The organism is Niallia sp. Man26, from assembly GCF_022049065.2.
In the GTDB taxonomy this organism is placed as follows: Bacteria; Bacillota; Bacilli; order Bacillales; family Cytobacillaceae; genus Niallia.
Map to the genome: position 1 here is coordinate 3396473 of NZ_CP095743.1, position 19462 is coordinate 3415934.

Genomic DNA, 19462 nt, shown 5'->3' on the forward strand with positions numbered 1-19462 from the left:
GAAAAAGCAAGTCTTTTGATACATACAAAAAAAACCACTCTATTTAATAGAGCAGTTTTCTATGTATATTTCTCTTACTTTTTACTGCGGAGCTCTTTAATCACTGCCATAACATCCATCTCTCCAAGCTCGCCATCAAGGGCATCCTTGTATGTATGATAGGCAGAATTTCCAATCGCATTTAATTCTCCTGTTTCCTTAGCAAGACGCAAATCCTTTGCCATATGCTTCAATGCAAAGGCAGCCGGATACTCATCCTTTAGAATGGCTGGTGTTTTCATTTTAGAAATCGCCGTTCCTACTGCACTCTCATTAATGATTGTGAGCATGTCTTCTATTTGAATTCCTTGTTTTTCGGCAAACAGTACAGATTCAGCAATTCCTTGCACAGTAATGCCAAGAAGCAGGTTGATTGCAAGCTTCGCATTGCTGCCAGATCCGCTTTCTCCTAAGTAAATGGACATTTTGCACATCGGCTCAAACAATTCCTTCACCGAGTTAAAAGTTTCCTCTTCGCCACCTGCAAGCACAAGCAATTTGCCTTCCTTTGCAGGAGCAACACTTCCAGACACAGGAGCATCTACAAAGCCGATTCCCTTCTCCTTCGCCGCTGCATAGACCTGCTGCGACGTAGATGGTGCGACCGTGCTCATATCAATGAAAACCTGTCCCTTCTTTGCTGAATCCAGCAGTCCTTTTGAAAAATATAAATCCTTAACTGCTTCATCATCAGAAACCATCGTGAAAATAACATCACTGCTTTGCACAAGCTCTTCAAGGGATTGTGCTTGTATTGCTCCAGCTTCAATCAGCTCACTTGCCTTTGATGCTGTTCTGTTAAAAACTGTCACACTGTAACCTGCCTTCAACAGATTTAAGGAGATTGGCACACCCATATTTCCTAAACCGATCCATCCTAACTGCATTATTAAAGCACCATCCTTGTGGATTATTTTTCTTATATTTTACCATAATATCCATTAGCAGTGACTGGGTTGCGATAAGCGATAATCATGAAAAATAATCAAGAATGAGAGAAGTCAGCAGCCCTAAGGCAGTAATTAATCCTGTAACAGATCCACCTTCTTCATATGCTTCTGGCATCATCGTCGAGCCTACCATGGCAATAATTCCCCCGCCGGCAAACGCACCTATTCCAGCCATTAATTCTTCTGAAGCATGATCAAGGAAAACATAGCCGCAGAAGGAGCTCGCTGTTGAGATTACTAGCACACTGATCCACAGTACGAGAATCTTCTTTTTAGAATAGTTGCTTTTCAGCAGCCCAGTTGTACTAGAAAGTCCTTCTGGAATATTGCTGATAAAGATGGCGATCACAAGCAAAGCACTCACACTGTTTTGTCCTATTAAACTGGCCCCAATCATAATCGACTCAGGAATCGCATCCATAACTGTCCCAATAAAAATCGCCAGCCCTGATTGATTGCCCTCTTTGTCACCAGAAGACCTTTTCCTGTCCTTCGCACCATTTCGCGATACAAGCAAATCCAATACAAAAAAGACAACTGCCCCAGCCAAAAATCCTATACCTGTCGGCAGCAAACCTCCGCTTTCCACCGCATCACCAAGGAGCTCATATGTAGAAGCACCAATTAACACTCCTGTACCGAATGCCATTATAAAGCCTATTATCCTCTTTTTAATCGGCAGTAATAGTGCAGCTAAAGCACCTAATAAAACAGCCGAGCCAGAAATACCACCCCACATCGCTGCAGACCACATGCGTAACCCTCCTTATTCTTATGTCTTTTTATATCTTTCTCTTTTTTTGTTCTATTAAAACCAGTGGTTGGTTTGGCAGAACTACAACAATGGAAATTTGCTCCATATAGTAAATTTGTGGTTATCTTAACATCATTAATTAGGAAAAAGCTTCTATATTCTCTCATCAAACACTAACCACACTGCCCCTCCCTCGAATCTGCTATAATATTTTTAAAATAACTTATGAAAGGAGGACAACTCGATGCTAAACAGCGACAGTTCTATCCCGCTCTATTTACAGTTGAAGCAGGCCATAACGGAGAACATTAATCGCGGGGTATATTTGCAAGGTGAAAAGTTGCCGACAGAAACGGAGCTTTGTGAGGCTTATAATGTCAGCAGAATTACTGTCCGTAAAGCAGTGCTGGATTTGGTTGAGGAAGGTCTGCTTGTGAGGCAGCAAGGCAAGGGGACTTTTGTGAAGCGGCCAAAGCTGAAGAGAGAGCTTGTTTCTGTGAATGGCTATTCAGAATATATGGTGTCATCGGGAAATACACCGCATTACAAGCTGCTTTCTTATACGATTAAAGAGGCATCAAAAGATATTTCTGAGAAGCTGAATATTCCAATCGGCTGTAATGTGCTGGAGCTGAGAAGAATTCTGTACCGTGATAAGGAACCTCTGTCTTATGAAATTTCGACTTATTCTCTCGATCTGTTTCCTGATTTGGATCAGCATATTTCAGAGGATGTTTCCATGCACGGCATTTTAAGGGATAAATATGATGTTGCTCCTGCCCGTAACAATAAGATTCTGAATGTAGTCTTTGCGAGTTTTGAAGAAGCTGAGGCTTTAAGCTGCGGTATAAGTGATCCTTTATATGAACTAGAGAAGATTGCGTATAATGATGAACAGGTGGCTATTTATATGTCTATTCTTTACTATCACACAAATCATGTCAGCTTTACGATTTCAAGCCCCTTTGACCAACAATAGGCTGGCATCTCTTGATGCCAGCCTTAGTTTGTTTCTTCCTATTAATATTCCAATTTCCACATATATCTTCTTTTTGTAAGAGGATGATTGCGGACGATTGCCAGCTGCTCTGCATAAACTCGGATGACTCCAGAAATCAACATTGGATTAAAGTAGTCGACTACTTCGCTTGAAATTGCGGAGCCAAGGCCAAAGTCTTTCGCATCCACAACCGTTGTTTTTGCATCAAAGCGCTGGAGGAATTCTAATGCTCTCGCATCCATGCTTCTTGTTCTGCCGTCATTCATCAGCAAAAGGAATGGCACGTCTTTATCCACCACTTCGAATGGGCCGTGGAAGAACTCTCCGTCATGGAATGTGCCTGAATTAATCCATTGCATTTCCATCAGCAAGCAAATCGAGAAGGAATAAGCTACCTCATGTGTGGCACCGCTGCTCATTACATAGATGACTTCATCATCCTTATACGCATCAGCAAAATTTCTAGCTTGTGGAACAACAGAAGCTACTGCATTGTTTATCAAGCCATAAATTTTATCAAAGCCATCGAGCATTTTTTCGTAATGCTCATATCCTTCAAATTGATTCAATATTTCTGTTGCCAAACCTAATACTTTTGTCATTTTCTCCATTTTAGCTGCATAGCTCTCATGAAAGCCATGGTACACAACATATTCAGCATCTGATGTAATAGCTGAATCTTCCACATGTGTAACGGCAATGACATGTGCTCCTCTTTCCTTAGCAAGAGAAGTTGCTTCGACTGTTTCCGGAGTAGCTCCTCCTAGTGAGCATGTGATAACAATGCTTGTGTCATCAACCGAAACAGGTGTAGCAAAGTTAAATTCATTCGCAGTATAAAGACTTGTTCTAAGCTGTCTTGCATTTCCTTCTAAAAAGTATTTGGCCGGATACAGCTCCGCTTTGGATGCACCGCACCCAACGAAGAATACACTTTTAATTTCGGGTTGTTGTTCCTTAATAGCTGAGATAATTCTATTCAATTCCATTTTTTCATTCCTCCTAAAGTTTTGATATATATTGTGACAGGCAGCAATGCTGCCGAATTCCCATTTTTCAATTGCTGAAATAAGGTTCAAATGCCTTCATATTGCGCTTGTCATGTTCACCAGGATTTGTGAAATATCTGGAGTCAGTAATTTCTTGGCCTAAATAGCCTGTATAGCCGTTTTGCTTCAGCGTGGCCAGAAATTCGCCGAGGTTATGATGACCATCTCCCCAAATCAAATGGCCATAAGGATTGCCGTCAACAAAATGAGTATGGATGATGTTCGCCCCAAAGACATCGAACCAGTCTTGCAATGTTTCCCCTGCAACACCCATTGCAGTTGTGTCTACCAGAATCTTCATATGTGGATGATTAATTTCATCAAACATTCTTTTCGCATCATTCACCGTAATAACAAGATTGGATTCTTCTGGCCGCAAGCTTTCGAGCGCCAAAGTGATACCTTCCCTTTCAGCCGTTGCAGTGAGTCTGGACAGCATTTCACTGGATCGCTTCCACGCTTCCTCTCGATCTTCATCAAGATAGCCCCAGCCTGAATTGCACTGCATGATTTCACAGCCCAGCTCAGCAGCTGCTTTAATGCCATTAGAGAAATATTCAAAGCTTTTTTCAAAGATTTCCGGCTTTGTTGCCGCGAACTGGTATTGGTACATACAGTTTTCCGGAGTGAAACAGACGAGCTGCAAGCCTCTTTCTACTAGCTTTTTCTTAAGAACCTTGCAGTCAGAATAGACCGTCGGATCTAAATAATAATGGGGAACTCCCGTCCAGAATTCGATAGATTGGATTCCTGCTGCAACTTGTGCATCCAAAAAGGAGTCGAGCGAGTAACGCATATAATGAATATTCATACCTGCTACTTGGTCTCTTCTTATAAAAGACATCCTTTATACCCTCCTTGTATAGTTATACCGTTTCATATACCTTGCCGTATCCGAAGGAGCCGTCTACTAAGCATTGGTTTGAAGCGAAATCAGCGGCTGTATGCAAGCTTTTCTTAATCGCAGCATCCCTGCCTTCCTGCCCTTTTCCATTTAAATAATGGATAATGAAGGAGGTGATAAATGAATCTCCTGCCCCCATCGTATCGACAGCTTTTACAAGCTTTGGCTCCTGCATATAAAATCTTGCTCCATCAAAAAGCAAAGCTCCCTTTTCACCCAGTGTGCATAATACAAGCTCGCATCCTAAATCGATTGTTTTGGTCATTAAGTTTAAAATATGGTCTAATTTCATATGACTGCAGGAATAATAGGCAAAATCTATTTGGGGTGCAATCTGATTGACCTGTTCTTTGGTGAAATCAGACGAAAAATCAAAGCCGATTGGCACTCCCAGTGCTTTTATTTTCGATAATTCCTTTTCTGCGAAACCGTAAAGCCCTGTATGCACTAAATCAAATGTGCTTATATAACGATAATCTTCGTCTGTCAGGTTCAAGCCGTATTCCCGGAGAACGCCGCAGCGATTGCTGCCAATAAACACCCTGTCTCCATCCACTAGCGTTACTCTGGCACAGCCATTTTCCCCTTCATACACTTTGCTTCGGGAAACATCTAATCCAATTTCCTTAATGCTTGCTTGAACATGGTCTGCTTCTTTATCTGTTCCAAAAGCTCCTAAGAAGGCTGCTGCTGCGCCAAACCGCTGTGCATATACGGCAAAGTTGAGCGCGTTGCCCCCGGGATACATCGTTTGAGTATGTTCATATTTATCGACGACATTATCGCCTATTCCGATTACTTTCAGCATAAATCCCACCTCATTTAAAGAACTTTTGATAGAAAATCGATGGTTCTTGGATGCTCAGGCTTCGCAAAGAAATCTTGCGGGTTATTTTCCTCAAGGATTTTTCCTTGATCGATAAATAAAATCCTGTCTCCGACCTCTTTGGCAAAGCCCATTTCATGTGTTACAACAACCATTGTCATTCCTTCCTTTGCAAGATCCTTCATGACGGCAAGAACCTCTCCGACCATCTCTGGATCAAGTGCTGATGTCGGCTCATCAAACAGCATCACTTCCGGCTGCATCGCCAAAGCCCGGGCAATGGCAATCCGTTGCTGCTGCCCGCCTGAAAGAGAGGATGGGTAAACATCCATTTTCTCCAAAAGTCCAACTTTTTTTAACAGTCCGATTGCCAAGTCCTTTGCCGCTCCTGTCTTCAATCCCTTTACACGGACAGGTGCATGGCAGATGTTTTGACAAACGGTTTTATGAGGGAAAAGATTGAATTGCTGAAAGACCATCCCCATCTTCTCCCTGACTTTATCAATATTGGTATCCTTCGATGTGATGTCCTGCTCATTCACATAAATATGACCGCTTGTCGGTATTTCAAGAAGATTTAAACAGCGCAGTAACGTGCTTTTTCCAGAACCGGAAGGACCGATAATGACGACAACCTCCCCCTTTTGGATGGTTACATCAATGCCTTTGAGCACTTCACTTTTCCCATAGCTTTTATGCAAGTTTTTAACGCCTATCACTTGTTTTCAGTCTCCTTTCAACCACTGCCAACAGTCTCGACAATGTAAAAGTCATGATTAAATAGCCAATAGAGGCAATGATGATTGGCTCTAATCCTAATGCCGTATTTCCTCTGACAATCGTAGTTTTGTACATTAGCTCTGCAACACCGATAATAGACACGATAGACGAGTCCTTAATGCTGCCGATAAACTGATTTCCAAGTGCTGGCAAAATATTCTTGAATGCTTGTGGAAGAATGATGTCAAACATTGCTTGTCTCTGACTCATACCAAGGCTTCTTGCTGCCTCCATTTGCCCAATGTTTACTGCATCAATTCCGGAGCGAATAGTTTCTGAAATATATGCTGCTGCATTAAGTGATAAAGCAATGGCGCCTACTGCCAGATCAGGAATGTCATAGCCGACGAACAACAGCGGCACCCCTATGTAAATGATGTAAATTTGTGCAAGCAGCGGTGTACCCCTGATAAACTCGACATATATATCGCCAATCCACCTTAAAACAGTAAATCTTGACCGCCTTAGCAGTGTCAGACCAACTCCAAAGATGCTTCCCAATATCACGGCAATGACAGCCAGGATAATAGTGATGTATGCCCCAGTTAAAAAGAACTGATAGTAATCCCCGAAAAATGAAAAGTTCATTGTGTCACCCCTTATCCTAAAACTGTCTCACATACAATATTTAGAGAAGGCAGCTCACAGCCCAATAAGGGGAAGCTGCCAGCCATGCTTATTAGCTATAACTACTAAACAATCAGTCTTCGAGCTCTACACCATCCATGGCATCTTTCAGCCATTTCTCATAATCTGGCTTAATTCTTTCAATTGTTCCATTGATAGCATTCATAATTTCCTCATTTGTGCCATTCGGCATGGCAATGGCTGCACCAGCAGAAGGATCTTCATAGTAAACTTGACTTGCGACAATGCTGCTGTTTGCTTTAGCAAGGAGCGTTGCTGTCGGAATGTCAACAAGCACCGCATCGACTTTCTTGTTAGCTAAATCAAGCGACAGTTCAGTAGATTTCCCAAGAAGCTTTAGGGTTGCATCTGGCAGTTCACTTTCTAAAATAGCTTGCTGAACGGAAGTTTTAATTGCTCCTATCTTCTTATCTGCAAAATCCTCTTCAGACTTGTACTTGTCCAAATCTCCCTTCCTGACCATCATCACATTGCGCCCTTTATAGTAAACATCTGTAAAGTCAGCATTCTTTTCTCTTTCCTCTGTCGGGCTCATCGCCGAAATAATCATGTCAATCTTTCCGCTTTGCAGTGCGACAAGCAGCCCGTCAAAGTCCATATCCTTAATCTCGTACTCGACCCCTAAATCTTTTGCTACCTCATCAAGTAGTTTAATGTCCGACCCGACAATTTTGTCCTCTCCATTCTCGACAAGATGGTATTCATATGGCGGGGTTGCAGCCATTGTGCCTACGACAATCTTTCCTTTTTTCTGCAGGTCTTCCAGACTGTCGACAGCGCCGCTTGAACTAGTAGCCGATGAAGATCCACATGCTGCTAAAGCCAAAATAGTTGTTCCTGCCATCATTAATGTTGTCATTGCTTTAAAGAGCCTTTTCTTCATTCATTTCTCCCCCATTTAAATAATAGTTTTATCTAACTTGGTAATAAGACTAAATATTCAAATAACTCTTCAGAAAAATTTACGGCTATTTTACTGTCCTTGCTTATCAGCTAATATTTCAACTGATACATATAAAGCTCCTTACAATTAAAACGAGTAATCCTGTATTCTCCAACAGTTGTTTTTCATCTATTTGTTATATAACGTTATATAACGTTATAATAATACCCACGCTAACACCTGTCAATATTATTCTGAAAATTTCTACTAAACTAAAAATTAATCGTACTTTCCTCCCAAAACAAAAAAAAGATAGAGCATTATACTCTATCTCTACTAAAATATTAAACTTTCATCAGGCTGTATGTCTGCCGCGCAGTGTCCAAATTTGATAAACCATCATTGCAGATTTAATGACTGTCAAATAAGTCAGCACAACCCAGCCTCCCATCAAGTACGGTTCAACATTTGCTTGCACAGAAGCGCTCGTTAAGAAATCGCGTTTATCGTAGCATAAGTAAGCAATTAACGCTACGCCAAGTATACTTAATAAAATACCTTGTGCCAGTTTACTTTTTGTTTTCCCTGATTCTGCTGCATATTGGTTTGCCCAGCCGTCCTTCTTGTTGGCGGAAAGCTTACCGAGCCATACTTGGCCAAATGTCATTAAGTTAACCCATAAATACATTTCGGGACTTATCAATAACCCTGCCATCACCACATCTATCGGTCGATACATCGGTGTTTTTATCGCAAGAATTATATTTAACACAGATGCAAGGGCAATAGGTGTCAGCCATATCCATGACCAATAATACTGGTCTGTTGCAAGGGCGAGCGCTAGCAAGACGATAAACATCACACGAATAAGCAAGTCGGAAAAGAGCTTAACCTGATTTCGCCAAATTTTCCCCTTATGTCTTGTCTTCACACTCAAATCTTTATTTGTCAGCAAGTCCACCGTTCCTGAATTCCATTTATTCCGCTGCTCCCGGAAGGTATGATAAGAACGCATCGCATCAACAAAGCAGCGTCCTTCAGGGCTGATTAACGTTTTCCAGCCGGATTTCTGCAGCTGCCAAGTAAGCAGCATATCCTCTACATCACTGTCATTTTGCCACGGTCCATCAAGTTTATTATCATTCACAACCTCCTGCAAAGCTTCAGGTCTGAACAATGTTGCCTGACCGCCAAGAACATAAGTGCTTCCGCCATGGTATTGAAGATCAAGGAGCCAGCTCGCCATATCCTGCTTCTGCTGATGTGTCCACCATCTTGCCATCGGTCCGCCATATTCTCCGTTTGCAATCTTTTCTTCATAGAAAACATCGTCCTTGCTCAGCAAGCTTTTCTTCTTAGGCATGCGCATCGTATACTTGGCCATAACGCCGCCAATATTTCGTGCACTCATCAGGCCTTCCCATAAATGCTTTAAGCAATTAGGAGCAAGCCTGCTGTCTGCATCCATTCCAAGCACGCCTTTAATGCTTTGTTTATAGATGATTTGCGAGTCTGTCAGCTCTTTATCGTAAATATCTAGCAAATCGCCGTATAACAGCTTCCAACCAGAATTCAACGCACCAACTTTACGGAGCTTGTTTCCGTCTGTCACGATGACCTTTAAGTTCAGATTGAATTCCTCACCTGCTGCAATGGCTCTCTCCTCTGTGCGATCAGAACAATTATCAGCAATAACATAAACATCAAGGTCTACACCTTTTGGCAATGTTTGATCTCTTAAGCCAGCAAGGCAATCTCGAATCGAATTTTCCTCATTATGAGCAGGAATCAACGCAATGATCCGCGGCCTCATATATGTTTTTTTTACACCTGGCATACTAAAAATCGACATTCTACCTTGTTCTCTTTGTACTAATAATGACATATGAATTCACCAACTCTCTCTTTTTTGTTTTATAGAAAACGTATCGTTTGTTTGTTCTTTAAAAAGAACGCTTCAGCCAAAAAAATAGGAAAAAGAAACTGTTCTATATTTTTCTTTCAGTTGTTCTTAACTAAGAACATATTAACATCTCTCTATTGCAGCGTCAATTTATTTTATTAATAAATCGACAAAAAATTAAGTGAACCATTCGTGAAATCCTTATCATAACCTTTGTAAAGGCAAATAAATTATTTCTTTATAAAGAACAGCTGGTTTTTACTATTATGATTATTAAATATTGTATTCCCGCCAGTATTTCATTATTATTAATGCAGCAAAGATTATAGTAAGTTTTAATGAAAGGATTGCCCATGATTGAGTTAAAAAACGTTTATAAAACATTTATACAAAAAGACAACGAAGTGCAGGCATTAAAAAATATAAATCTTAAGGTGGAAACAGGAGATATCTTTGGTGTCATCGGCTTTAGCGGTGCTGGCAAAAGCACGCTCATCCGCCTTGTTAATCTGCTGGAGCGGCCGACTAAAGGAGAGGTAATCGTTGGCGGTCAATCTCTGCTAGACCTTAACAGTAAACAGCTGCGGACAGCGAAGAAGCAAATTGGCATGGTTTTTCAGCATTTTAACTTATTAGAATCAAAGAGTGTGTTTGACAATATTGCAATACCTCTTATTCTGCAAAAAAGAAAAAAGGGAGAAATCCGCAAGCGGGTTATGGAGCTTCTTGAGTTTGTCGGCCTGGCAGACAAGGAGAAAGCTTATCCTAATGAATTATCGGGCGGACAGAAACAGCGTGTCGGCATTGCAAGAGCACTTGCCACCAATCCTTCTGTCCTGTTATGCGATGAGGCAACATCCGCTTTAGACCCGCAAACGACAAGGTCAATCCTCCGGCTGTTAAAGCGAATTAATGAAGAATATAATATTACGGTTATGATTATTACCCATGAAATGGCTGTCATTCAGGAAATCTGCAATAAGGTTGCCGTTATGGAACAAGGAGAGATTATTGAACAAGGCACTGTTCTTGACGTATTCTCCAATCCTGCTCATCACACTACCAAAAGCTTTGTGAGCACAATTGTTCAGCATGATCTTCCTGCAAGCATGAAAGGCAAATACAAAAACGAGCCTGGCAGCAGATTAGTTAAGCTAGAGTTTCTCGGAAGTGAAATGGCACAGCCATTTCTTTATGAATTAGTTACTCGCTTTGGAGTAAGTCCGAGAATATTGTTTGCCAACACGGTCGAAATTCAGGAGCATTTGATCAGCACAATGACTGTCACACTGAGTGGCGAAGACGAACAGATTATAACAGCACTTTCTTATTTAAAAGAACAAGGAATACAAGTGAAGGAGGTGGCTGAATAATGTTTGATACATTTATAACGACAGATTTATTTATGCAGGCAATCGTCGAAACTTTATATATGGTAGGATGGTCGCTTTTAATAGGTACCTTGATTGGAGGACCGCTCGGTATCCTGCTTGTTGTAACAAGAAAAGGCGGGGTCTTGGAAAACAGGCTCTTGTATAATATCCTGAATCCGATCATAAATATTATCCGCTCCCTGCCATTTATTATCCTGCTGATTGCCATCATTCCCTTTACCAGATTTGTCGTCCAAACGACGATTGGGACAGAAGCAGCGATTGTGCCGCTGATTATTTATATTGCACCATACATAGCCAGACTTGTTGAGAATTCCATCTTAGAAGTGAACCCTGGTATTTTAGAAGCTGCTGAATCAATGGGAGCAACTCCCTTTCAAGTTATCTGGTATTTTCTGCTGCCAGAGGCCTTCGGTTCGCTCATCCTCTCGATTACAACGGCAGCAATCGGCTTGCTTGGTGCGACTGCAATGGCCGGAACAGTCGGCGGCGGCGGTGTCGGCAGCCTTGCGTTAACATATGGCTATCAGCGTTTTGACACATTCGTTATGGTAATAACAGTGATCGTCCTTATTATTCTTGTCCAAGTGATTCAATCTCTAGGAACCTTTTTAGCCCGTAAAGTTCGGAGAAGATAAAAAAACACCAAAAAACTGACCGCTTCAATAGGTCAGTTTTTTTGGTTGTTACGAAAATTTCCATATTTACGTGCATTCATTTAATAGAAGCCACAATTCTAAATGGTAAAATAAGATAAAAGGAGTTGGTCTGATGTTTTTTAAAGAAGATAAAAATTTCGACAGGGTAAGTATAAATATAGCAAGCTATTCTGCTTTTATTTATTGGGGAATTTTTTTACTTATTAACGGCTTTTACGAAACATATGGAAAAGGGCCGCTAGTCAATTCCCTATTTCTGCTGAATTCGGGATTAGTCATCTTTTTCACTAGTGAAATACTTGCTAAATGGATAAGAAAAAGAAGAACCAATGCATGATTCTTCCTTGTGAGTACTACCCTATTTCTTCAACAATTCCAGCACTGTCTCCAACAGCAGGTTAACTCCTCTTTCACAATCCTCCCATAATGTCAGCTCTGCTTCGCAATGGCTTTTTCCATTAATGCTCGGCACAAACAGCATTGCTGTCGGAATGTAGCTGGCGATAAATTGGGCATCATGACCTGCGCCGCTTGCCATTTTTCGATACGAATATCCAAGCTGTTTAACGGCGTTTTCCATCACAGCTAGAATAGCTTCATCAAACCAGACAGTCGTCCGGTCCCACTGCTTCTCTGCCTTCATTGCACAGCCTTCTAAAGCAGAGACCTCTGTAAGACTCCCAATAATATTCTCCACTTCACGAATGACAGCTGGTTCCTTATGTCTGGCTTCTAAAGTGAAGACAACTTTATTCGGGATGACGGTGTGTATATTTGGGGAGATATTCATTCTTCCAATTGTGTATACAAGGTCATCTGCTAAAGCTCCGAGCCTTGTTCGTATCTCTGCGATAATATTATGACTTGCAAATAAGGCATCTTTTCTCATATCCATTGGTGTTGTTCCCGCATGGTCCGACTCACCTGTCACTTCTATTTCATAACAGACCATCCCGACAACACACTCCACAATGCCAATCGACAAGTTCTCACGCTCAAGCACTGGTCCTTGTTCAATATGCAATTCTAAAAATGCCGCTGCTTCCTTTAAACGGGACTCTTTTAGCCCTGCATACTCGATTTTGTTTAATGCCTCCTGAAAGGTAATACCAGCTGTATCTGTTTTTTTCAGCATGGTATCTTTCTCAAATTTGCCGGATAGAATGCCTGATGCCATCATTGATGGTTCAAACCTTGCTCCCTCTTCGTTAGTAAAGTTGATGACCGTTATCGGAACAGCAGGTTTTACATTGTTTTCAACAAGTGTGCGCACAACCTCAAGGCCTGCAGCAACACCGAGGACACCGTCAAAACGTCCGCCTTTTTTAACCGTATCGAGATGGGAGCCGATTGCTATCGGCGGCTTAGCCTCTTGGCCGGGAAGAGTCGCATACATATTGCCTAGATCATCAACTGTCACTTCCATGCCAAGCTCTTCACAACAATCGTAAAAATAATCCCTTGCTTGCCGGTCCTCCTCTGATAGAGACAGCCTTGTTACTCCATTGTTCTTTGTTCTGCCAAAGTCTGCAAATCTCTCTAATGAATCTTGCAATCTCTTGCCATTAATCAACAGCTTTTGCCCTTCCATGCTAACTCCTCCACTTCTTTAACTTATTTAGCAAAGTTTACTGCTTGCTGCTCTATCAGCTTTACAGCAAAATATTTCCGAGCATTCGCTGTTGATAGATGCACTGTTTCCATCTCTGCCTCTTCTTCCTTAGCATCTCGTTTTGCAAAATCTACAAACGCTCCATCTAAGTTCTCTGTTACTTTGGCGATTTTATACCCTTTTTCCAAGAGGATATCCATCTGCTCTCTCTCTTGCAGGAACTGCTCATAATCTGACATAAATCGAACCCTCCTTTTACACTCTTTCAGCAGCAGCATCTGTAATAACTTCTGCCTCTATGTCTGCTCCCTCTACTGCCCAATCGCGGCCTGCCGTTATTCCTAAATACTGGCTGTCATCTGGATCAACCATTTCTGCCTGCGGATATTTTTTGAACCACCAATATTTTGCTAAAATATAATAAAGCCCAGCACCCACCACAAAGCCGACAATAGAGGAATAAGCAGACAGCATGTTGGCGATGACTCCACCTACAATCCAGGAAATGAAGCCTGCCAGATTAAAACCTTTCAAATAGCGGAACTGGCCGTCTTTTTCATATAAGTCCTGCACATTCACTCTCCTTTTACGAAGCAAATAATAATCGGCGAACAAGATGCCGACAATGCTAGTAAGAATCCCGCCAATTACAAGCAGAGCACTGTTAAGAACAGTAAACAAACTCCAAGGCTGGGCGAGCATGCCGATGATGCCAGCAAGGACAACTCCCACCCAGAAGGGCATTTTCGGTCCGCCCACATTAGAAAAGATGGTCGCAGCCGGTATAACATTGGCCGATGTATTAGTTGACCACTGTGCAAGCACAATCATAAGCATTAGAACACCTAATGTAATTCCGCTTGCCGTTTCCTGAAGGGCGACAACAGGATCGGAGTTAGCTACAGCCATATAGGAAACAGCACCAATAATGATCATAAAGGTATTCACAATTGGCATGATGATAATGCTGCCCAACAGCTGTGTTTTGTTTCTTTTAAACCAATTTCGTTCCTTTTTCGGTGCCCGGAAATAGCGGGAAAGTGTTGGCATATCGGCTGCAAGGGTAGCCCAAAAACCCATATTGCTCATAACGACAACCATAAAGGCAGTAAATGCTGCTCCCCCTGTGACTGGACTTTCCACCCATGTCCAGATATTCTTTCCCTGCTCTACCGCTTTGTCAGACAAAGCAATATACATCCAGCAGGAAATTAAGATAATAATAGGGGCAGCCAAATCGGCAAAGCGTTCGATTGACTTGATGCCAAGAGAAGTATTAATCAGCTGGAATGCTGCAAACAGCAAGAAACAAATAAACCAATTATCAAAACCAAATAATAGATTCAAAATGGCATTGATTGCTGTCGAGCCAAAATAGGTGTTAATCCCAAACCAGCATGCGGCAGTGATGCCGCGGACAATCGATGGAATATGAGTTCCGATTGTTCCAAACGGCGCCCGCATATAGACAGGAAAGGAAAGGCCATGCTCAACTCCAATATCACCGATGATGGTCATTAATACTCCAATTGCCACAGACCCAAGAAGTGTTGCCAATATCACCAGGCCAAGGGGCAGGTGTATAATTGCGCCTCCTCCAATTGCAAAAGCTGCCAGCACGATGGCCATACCGACCCAGATGACGGCAAATCCAAACGGACCAATATTCCGTTCACTTGAAGCAATCGGCAATAAATCAGGTGATCGTAAATAATTGCTTTTCTTTTCCATACCTATCTTCACCCGCCTAAACTTATTTGAATATTGAAAATATTTAAATCACAAAGCAGGCTGATTTTATATCAGCCTATTCTGTCTTTTAAATCGTAATCGTGCTGCCTGCGGAAATTTTCTTTGCTTCTCCATATTTTGCCCGTTTAATGAATTGCCCTGCCCCAGCTTGACCTGTAAACAGTTTATCTTTAATGACAAACTCTCCTCTGGACAAAACAGACACAGGCTCACCTGTTACTTCCATACCTTCAAAAGGATTATAGTCGACAGCCATATGATGTGTTTCTGCAGAGATAACCCGCTTTACATCAGGATCAAAAATGACTAAATCTGCGTCAGAACCGACGGCGATTGTCCCCTTTTGCGGATAAAGGCCAAACAGCTTTGCTGCTTTTGTTGACATGATATCTACAAACTGGTTAAGAGATATCCGTCCACCAACCACACCCTCTGAGTATAAAATACTGACACGGTCCTCAATAATAGGACCGCCATTCGGGATTTTAGAGAAATCATCTTTGCCTAAATCCTTCTGTCCTTTAAAGTCAAAAGAGCATTGGTCAGAGCCGAGAGTCTGGAGCTGACCTGTTTTTAAGGCATTCCACAGAATTTCCTGATTATGCTTTTCTCGAAGCGGCGGTGACCAAACATATTTCGCTCCTTCAAAATCAGGCTTCTCTAAATAGGATTGATCGAGCACTAAATACTGGGGACATGTTTCTCCCCAAATATCAATTCCGCTATTTCTTGCGGCTGCGATTTTTTCTGCCGCCTCGGCACAGCTTACATGCACAACATACAGCTGTGATTTTGCCAGCCCTGTTAATGCTGCTGCCCTGCCTGTCGCTTCTCCCTCTGCTTCCGGCGGCCTTGTTAAGGCATGATAAATAGGTGCTGTATTGCCTTCTTGCAATGCTTTTTTCACTAAATAGTCGATTACATCGCCGTTTTCAGCATGAACCATCACTAATGCGCCCAATTCCTTGGCTGCAAGCAACGTTCGAAAAAGAGTCTCGTCATCTGCTTGAAACTGGTTTTTATATGCCATGAACACCTTTAAGGAAGTAATTCCTTCCTCATTAATCATCGCAGGCAGCTCGTTCAAGGCAGCTTCATTTGCTTCCACAATTTGAAGATGAAAGCCATAGTCTATGACCGCTTTTTCCTTTGCTTTTGCATGCCATGCTTCTACTGCAGCCTTTAAAGGCTTACCTTTTGTAGTCAGACAAAAGTCGATAACTGTTGTTGTTCCGCCGAAGGCTGCCGCCATTGTTCCTGTTTCAAAATCATCCTTTGTGACAGTGCCTCCGAATGGCATATCTAAATGGGTATGCGGGTCAATTCCCCCTGGAAAAATATACGAGCCAGCTGCATCAATAATCTCTGCCCCGGTTTCATCCAATTGACTGCCAATTTGGGCGATTATGCCATTTTCTATACATAGATCTGCCTGATACGTATCTGCTGCTGTCACGATTATTCCATTTTTAATGATTTTTCTCATCGATCACCGCTCCTCGTAGTTTTTTATGGACGAACAGAATTTGCTAATGCACCTAATGCGCCTTGGCGCTCGTTCCAAGTCATTGGCGGAAGTCCATTTTGCATCTGAACCATATCAATCGCCCCTTCCACAGGGCATACAATAGAACATAGATTGCAACCGACACAATCTTCCTCTCTCACTTTTAAATAGCTCATGCCGCTTGCGTCCTTTAGCATATCAATGCATTGGTGAGAAGTATCTTCACAAGCGATATGGCATTTATTGCAATTGATACAAACATCATTATTGATTTTGGCAACAACGCTGTAGTTGAGATCCAAGTCGCCCCAGTCAGAATACTTCGGCACTGACTTTCCGACTAAATCCATGACAGATGACAGTCCCTTTTCCTCTAAGTAGAAGTCGAGCCCTTCTATCATATCCTCGACAATTCGGAATCCGTGGTGCATGGCGGCCGTGCAAACTTGCACACCTGTGGCACCCATCAGCATGAATTCGACTGTATCTCGCCAGCTCGATATCCCCCCAATACCGGAAATCGGCACATTGATATGCGGGTTGCGGGCACATTCTCCAACCATATGAAGGGCGATTGGCTTGACGGCTGGTCCGCAATAGCCGCCATGGGCGCCTTTCCCAGCAACATGGGGAATTGTTTCCCATGTGTCAATATCAACACCTGCCAAGCTGTTAATGGTATTGATCATGCTGATGGAATCGGCGCCGCCATGAACAGCTGCTTCAGCTGTTGCGGTAATGTCTGTAATATTTGGAGTAAGCTTGACAATAACAGGTGTTGTGGCAACTTCCTTCGCCCAGTATGTCTGCTTTTCAACCAGTTCAGGCACTTGGCCTGAAGCGGCTCCCATCCCCCGTTCCGCCATACCGTGAGGACAGCCGAAGTTCAGTTCAAGCCCGTCAACACCGACAGCCTCCACTCGTTTCACAATTTCATGCCATTTATCCTGCTGCGGTTCCACCATCAAGCTTGCTATAATCGCATGATTTGGGAATCTTTTTTTCGTTTCATAAATTTCCTTCAAGTTTACTTCTAATGGGCGGTCTGTAATGAGCTCAATATTGTTAAAGCCTGCCACTCTTTGCCCATTAAAGCTGACTGCAGCAAATCTCGAGGATACATTTAATATCGGGTCACCGAGTGTTTTCCAGACAGCTCCTCCCCAGCCAGCTTCAAACGCACGCTGCACTTGATAGCCTGAATTAGTTGGGGGAGCGGACGCAAGCCAGAACGGATTAGGTGATTTAATGCCTGCTAAATTAATGCTTAAGTCTGCCATAAACGACCTCCTAGTTTTAGTAAAAAGGCATGCTTATTTAAGCTGTCTCTGCTGTTTCTTGAGTCAGTTTCCTGTGAATCGCATAAGCACTTTCCTTCCCTTGCTGTGCGGCAGACACAACCATTGCCTCTCCCTGTCCTTTGCCAAAAATCGCATCTCCGCATGCAAATACCTTTTCGTTAGAAGTTTGATAAGAATTTAAATTAATAGAAATGACTCCGCCATCATGATCAAGTTCAAATTGCTCAATCAGGGGCAAATGACGTGATTGCCCAATCGCCTTTATTACGACGTCAACATCAAGCTTGAATTCCGAACCACAGACAGCTGCGGGCTTAGAGCGGCCATCCTCGTCAGGCTCGCCAAGCTCCATTTTCACACACTCCAGAGCTGTGACGTTGCCAGCCTCATCGCTGATAATCGTTTGAGGAGCTGTCAGCCACTTAAACTCTACTCCATCTTGTTTAGCAAATTCGTATTCAAATCGATAGGCGGTCATTTCCGCTGCTGTCCGACGATATACAATCTGAACTTGCTCTGCTCCGAGGCGGACAGAACAAGTAGCAGCATCAATCGCTGTGTTTCCTGCCCCGATAACTGCTACTTTCTTTCCGACTAAGTGATTCGTAATGGGCTTTGTCTTTGTTTCCTTCACGAATTCAATGGCATCATACACACCATCCAGTTTCTCACCAGCTATATTCAAGTCAGGGACATTCGCCATCCCTATTGCCAAGAGAACAGAATCATAGTTTTCGAGAAGAGCACTCGCAGAAATATCAGTACCTACTCTTGTATTTGTGCGGATTTCCACATCAAGACTCTTCACCTGCTCCACTTCCCAATAGGAAATTTCCTTCGGAAGGCGGAACGAGACAATTCCATAAGTGTTCAGCCCGCCTGCCTCCTTCTCTGCTTCAAAGATGGTCACCTTGTAGCCAAGCAGTGCAAGCTCTCTTGCCGCAGACAGGCCAGCAGGTCCTCCCCCGACAATCGCTATCCTTTTGCCATTGCTTATGCCTGCCTTAAACATTACTTGCTTATTCTTTATTGCCCAATCTGTCGCATAACGCTGGAGATTGCCAATCATGATTGGCTTTGTAGAGGAGTTCAACACGCAAGCTCCTTCACACAATTCCTCTGTCGGACATACTCTTGCACAGCTGGCACCAACAGGATTGGCTGTCATTATTGTTTTAGCAGACCCTTTCATATTTCCTGACGCGATTTTTTTAATAAAAGACGGAATATTAATTCCTGTAGGACATGCAGTAATACACGGCGCATCATAACAGTAAAGACAGCGGTTCGCTTCTTCTGTTGCCTCCTGTGCTGAAAGAGGCGGTGCTGCTTCTAAAAAATTAGCGGATAAATTTACTTTTGAAATGAGACTCATAGAAACCTCCTTATATTTAGGGAAGGATTTACTTCCTATTGATCTATTGGGTATTCTTGTTACTCGGAGTTTTATGGTAAGTCTAGGACGAAGATTCATTGGTGGAAGGAAAGCTTACAATTTAAG

The 19462-nt window shown here is 42.5% G+C and carries 19 protein-coding genes; 4 read left to right on the plus strand and 15 right to left on the minus strand.

Features of this window, described 5'->3' with window-relative positions:
* Nucleotides 1-74: 74 nt before the first annotated feature.
* Together L8T27_RS17085 and L8T27_RS17090 are read right to left on the minus strand one after the other, a co-directional pair.
* The gene (locus L8T27_RS17085; protein ID WP_237941942.1) at nucleotides 75-926 is read right to left on the minus strand and encodes an NAD(P)-dependent oxidoreductase; all 852 of its coding nucleotides are present in this window, start codon (nucleotides 924-926) and stop codon (nucleotides 75-77) included.
* Between the two features lie 85 nt (nucleotides 927-1011).
* Nucleotides 1012-1743 (minus strand): ZIP family metal transporter, encoded by a 732-nt coding sequence (locus L8T27_RS17090; protein WP_233315709.1) that lies wholly within the window; start codon nucleotides 1741-1743, stop codon nucleotides 1012-1014.
* Nucleotides 1744-1987: 244 nt separating this feature from the next.
* Here L8T27_RS17090 and L8T27_RS17095 point away from each other — a divergent pair, with 244 nt between their 5' ends.
* A complete protein-coding gene (locus tag L8T27_RS17095; RefSeq protein WP_237941943.1) occupies nucleotides 1988-2722 on the plus strand; it encodes a GntR family transcriptional regulator in 735 nt (244 codons plus the stop codon).
* Nucleotides 2723-2763: 41 nt separating this feature from the next.
* Here L8T27_RS17095 and L8T27_RS17100 read toward each other — a convergent pair whose 3' ends face one another.
* From L8T27_RS17100 to L8T27_RS17130, 7 genes are all read right to left on the minus strand, one after another.
* A complete protein-coding gene (locus tag L8T27_RS17100) occupies nucleotides 2764-3732 on the minus strand; it encodes an SIS domain-containing protein (RefSeq protein WP_233315711.1) in 969 nt (322 codons plus the stop codon).
* A gap of 67 nt (nucleotides 3733-3799) precedes the next feature.
* Nucleotides 3800-4636 (minus strand): sugar phosphate isomerase/epimerase family protein, encoded by an 837-nt coding sequence (locus tag L8T27_RS17105; protein WP_237941944.1) that lies wholly within the window; start codon nucleotides 4634-4636, stop codon nucleotides 3800-3802.
* A 22-nt stretch (nucleotides 4637-4658) separates the two neighbouring features.
* A complete protein-coding gene (locus L8T27_RS17110; RefSeq protein WP_237941945.1) occupies nucleotides 4659-5504 on the minus strand; it encodes a PfkB family carbohydrate kinase in 846 nt (281 codons plus the stop codon).
* A 14-nt stretch (nucleotides 5505-5518) separates the two neighbouring features.
* Nucleotides 5519-6241: an amino acid ABC transporter ATP-binding protein gene (locus tag L8T27_RS17115; protein WP_233315714.1), complete on the minus strand. Its 723-nt coding sequence runs from the start codon at nucleotides 6239-6241 to the stop codon at nucleotides 5519-5521.
* Nucleotides 6228-6890 (minus strand): amino acid ABC transporter permease, encoded by a 663-nt coding sequence (locus L8T27_RS17120; RefSeq protein WP_233315715.1) that lies wholly within the window; start codon nucleotides 6888-6890, stop codon nucleotides 6228-6230. Before L8T27_RS17120 ends, L8T27_RS17115 begins: the two co-directional genes overlap by 14 nt.
* A gap of 112 nt (nucleotides 6891-7002) precedes the next feature.
* On the minus strand, nucleotides 7003-7833 hold the full coding sequence (locus L8T27_RS17125; protein WP_237941946.1) for a transporter substrate-binding domain-containing protein: 831 nt from the start codon (nucleotides 7831-7833) through the stop codon (nucleotides 7003-7005).
* A 355-nt stretch (nucleotides 7834-8188) separates the two neighbouring features.
* Nucleotides 8189-9718: a glycosyltransferase family 2 protein gene (locus L8T27_RS17130; protein WP_233315717.1), complete on the minus strand. Its 1530-nt coding sequence runs from the start codon at nucleotides 9716-9718 to the stop codon at nucleotides 8189-8191.
* Nucleotides 9719-10089: 371 nt separating this feature from the next.
* On the opposite strand from L8T27_RS17130, the gene L8T27_RS17135 reads away from it, so the two are divergent.
* The 3 genes from L8T27_RS17135 (at nucleotide 10090) to L8T27_RS17145 (ending at nucleotide 12126) form a co-directional block, all read left to right on the plus strand.
* A complete protein-coding gene (locus L8T27_RS17135) occupies nucleotides 10090-11109 on the plus strand; it encodes a methionine ABC transporter ATP-binding protein (RefSeq protein ID WP_233315718.1) in 1020 nt (339 codons plus the stop codon).
* Nucleotides 11109-11768, plus strand: coding sequence for a methionine ABC transporter permease (locus L8T27_RS17140; protein ID WP_233315719.1), 660 nt, complete (start codon nucleotides 11109-11111; stop codon nucleotides 11766-11768). The genes L8T27_RS17135 and L8T27_RS17140 overlap by 1 nt, the downstream gene beginning before the upstream one ends.
* A gap of 133 nt (nucleotides 11769-11901) precedes the next feature.
* On the plus strand, nucleotides 11902-12126 hold the full coding sequence (locus tag L8T27_RS17145) for a hypothetical protein (RefSeq protein ID WP_233315720.1): 225 nt from the start codon (nucleotides 11902-11904) through the stop codon (nucleotides 12124-12126).
* A gap of 21 nt (nucleotides 12127-12147) precedes the next feature.
* Here L8T27_RS17145 and L8T27_RS17150 read toward each other — a convergent pair whose 3' ends face one another.
* From L8T27_RS17150 to L8T27_RS17175, 6 genes are all read right to left on the minus strand, one after another.
* On the minus strand, nucleotides 12148-13380 hold the full coding sequence (locus L8T27_RS17150; RefSeq protein WP_237941947.1) for a Zn-dependent hydrolase: 1233 nt from the start codon (nucleotides 13378-13380) through the stop codon (nucleotides 12148-12150).
* Between the two features lie 23 nt (nucleotides 13381-13403).
* Nucleotides 13404-13640 carry a hypothetical protein gene (locus tag L8T27_RS17155; RefSeq protein WP_233315722.1) on the minus strand — a complete coding sequence of 79 codons (237 nt, stop codon included), beginning with the start codon at nucleotides 13638-13640 and terminating at the stop codon, nucleotides 13404-13406.
* 16 nt (nucleotides 13641-13656) lie between these two features.
* Nucleotides 13657-15132 (minus strand): NCS1 family transporter, encoded by a 1476-nt coding sequence (locus L8T27_RS17160; RefSeq protein WP_233315723.1) that lies wholly within the window; start codon nucleotides 15130-15132, stop codon nucleotides 13657-13659.
* 88 nt (nucleotides 15133-15220) lie between these two features.
* On the minus strand, nucleotides 15221-16639 hold the full coding sequence (gene hydA / locus L8T27_RS17165) for a dihydropyrimidinase (RefSeq protein WP_237941948.1): 1419 nt from the start codon (nucleotides 16637-16639) through the stop codon (nucleotides 15221-15223).
* A 23-nt stretch (nucleotides 16640-16662) separates the two neighbouring features.
* Nucleotides 16663-17940: an NAD-dependent dihydropyrimidine dehydrogenase subunit PreA gene (gene preA, locus L8T27_RS17170; protein WP_233315725.1), complete on the minus strand. Its 1278-nt coding sequence runs from the start codon at nucleotides 17938-17940 to the stop codon at nucleotides 16663-16665.
* Nucleotides 17941-17977: 37 nt separating this feature from the next.
* On the minus strand, nucleotides 17978-19336 hold the full coding sequence (locus tag L8T27_RS17175; RefSeq protein WP_237941949.1) for an NAD(P)-dependent oxidoreductase: 1359 nt from the start codon (nucleotides 19334-19336) through the stop codon (nucleotides 17978-17980).
* Nucleotides 19337-19462 lie beyond the last annotated feature (126 nt).